3 protein-coding genes are annotated in these 1993 nt (G+C 33.1%); all 3 read right to left on the bottom strand.

The window, feature by feature from the left end; genetic code table 11:
• Positions 1–575: hypothetical protein (locus tag A8B35_RS22940; RefSeq protein ID WP_139315001.1), on the bottom strand; the 575-nt coding region annotated here is incomplete at its 3' end.
• Between the two features lie 388 nt (positions 576–963).
• Entirely contained in the window at positions 964–1413 is a 450-nt protein-coding gene (locus A8B35_RS22935) for a hypothetical protein (protein WP_075604141.1), read from the bottom strand.
• Between the two features lie 169 nt (positions 1414–1582).
• The coding region (locus tag A8B35_RS23500; RefSeq protein ID WP_171973264.1) for a hypothetical protein at positions 1583–1993 on the bottom strand (411 nt) is incomplete at its 5' end.

Here is a 1993-nt window from a genome sequence, read left to right as displayed (position 1 = left end):
AAATAATCTATAGCAATGCGATAAGTAAAATATTTAAATGAGTAGGATGAGTCTGGTGTGTTGTTTTTTATTAGCCTCATACCTTCTTCGATGTCAAAAGAAGAATCATTGGCTATAAATTCGCAGATACCTTCAATTTTCCATTTCGGGGTAAGTAATGTTTTGAGTAAGCCGTATTTTTTATTGAGAGATAAGTGGGTAAGCTCATGGTAAAGTACTGAAGTGTATACTCTTTCACCTCCCTGTCGGGCACGAGTAATATTTGTATTTATATTGCTAGGTGCGATATAGATAGTTTTGGTAAATGGTTTTGTTATGGCAAAAGAATTTCGGTGTGTTATCATTGAAAAAAACAGAAATTCATTATCTGTTTTGCAGTTAAACACTTCTCCTGTGGGATTTGGTAATTTGTGTTGTTCTATTTTTTTCAAATAGTTTAGTACATCTGTATCAGAATTATTTTCTTTTGATACTGTAATAGGAGAGTCTAACACTATGTTGGGTAGCCTGTAAATGCTAAAAGCAGCAGCTAATAGTAGCAGAATTGTAATAGGAATTAGGAGTGTTTTATTCATTTCATACATTTTTAAGAGCAGGGGTAATAACTCATCCTCTTATGAGATTATTTACTTGATAACATCAATATCATATGGGAAATCAAACTTAGGTTCTTCCTTTACTTCGCAGCATTGAAGGCTTATTAAAGAAAATACTATTGCTGTAACTAATAGAAATAGTATTTTCCTTTTCCATTTTTTCTTCATCTATTTAAAAATCAGGTTTAGTATCAATGTCAAAGTAATAAGCCAGTTCTTGTTGGCTATACTGCTTTTATTTTGTTTGCTCAAACTTGCGCTTATAACTATTGGAAAAATAGAAAGCATATAATTAATTGTATTAGAGCAATAAGGGCGAGAATTATTGACGCTATTTTCATATTAGAGTATTTAATGTTTTTAAAAATTAATTGTTTTTGGTGTTACTGCTTAAATCCTGGATTTTATAAAATAAAATGGCATTGAATAAGATAAAAAGCATTGCCGACCCAAAGCCATAATGCATAGTTAACCAAGTTGAAGCTCCGTAGCTATGGGCCATTAAGGTAAAAAGCAGAAAAACGCGTGCTATCTTCAGGGGTAAATATCGCCCTAGTAATGCTATCGCGATAATCCATAATCCGCACAGTATAAATATACCTGAGGTATGATAATGCATCATAAAATTACCGATTGGGTTTGCCTCGTTAGCTTTATTTAAATTACCAGCCCAATATTCACTTGGTTGATGAACAATGGTAATAACAGAATCAAAAATACTTGCCCATACGGCTGGGATTGCGAGTACTAGTTTTTTATGTATTTGCATCGGTTTATTTTCATCTTCGGGCACTGTTGTAACCTTCCATAAATCCATTAATAAAATCTGTTCTATTGTATATTAGATACGCGATTATGAAAATTGTTACAATAATTATTGTTTTATTTTCTTTCGTAAATTGTATTAGCTTGTTCATTAGTAATTGCTTTTATGTAGTTATATAGAAATAATGAGGGGCGATTAAAACACCCCTCATAGCCATATATTAAGCCTCAACTTTAGTTTTGCGTCTGTTTTTTACGGCAGCATTATTGGTATCAATAATTTTATCAATGGTTAAAGCCAAATTACCGTATACGGCTTTGTTCGATTTAGCCATGGCACCCAAATACAACACCACATCTTTATTAATAATATCACATACAACTTTCTTAATACTAGTAGCACTTTCTTTCTCATCAAATTTCGATCGCTCTACTTTGTAATTAAGCTCGGCAGTACTAAACCGACTTTGTGCAGTGCCTAATGCACCAAAAGCATCGCCCACACCGGGGAGTTTTTCAATGTGAACCAGCATTTCTGGTCGTGCCATATCTTCGTTTAACGATTCAGAAAGCGAGCTTTGAATGGCATAGCTTTCGTGAATCATTTTGATACCATACTTATCGTATACTTT

Origin of the sequence: Saccharicrinis aurantiacus, assembly GCF_001660705.2 — a bacterium.
Taxonomy (GTDB): domain Bacteria; phylum Bacteroidota; class Bacteroidia; order Bacteroidales; family Marinilabiliaceae; genus Saccharicrinis; species Saccharicrinis aurantiacus.
This window is presented reverse-complemented; position numbering and strand designations above follow the sequence as displayed.

Coding starts and splice junctions, on each gene's coding strand:
- A8B35_RS22935 (WP_075604141.1), bottom strand. CDS start 1,413: ATGGATTTATGGAAGGTTACAACAGTGCCCGAAGATGAAAATAAACCG.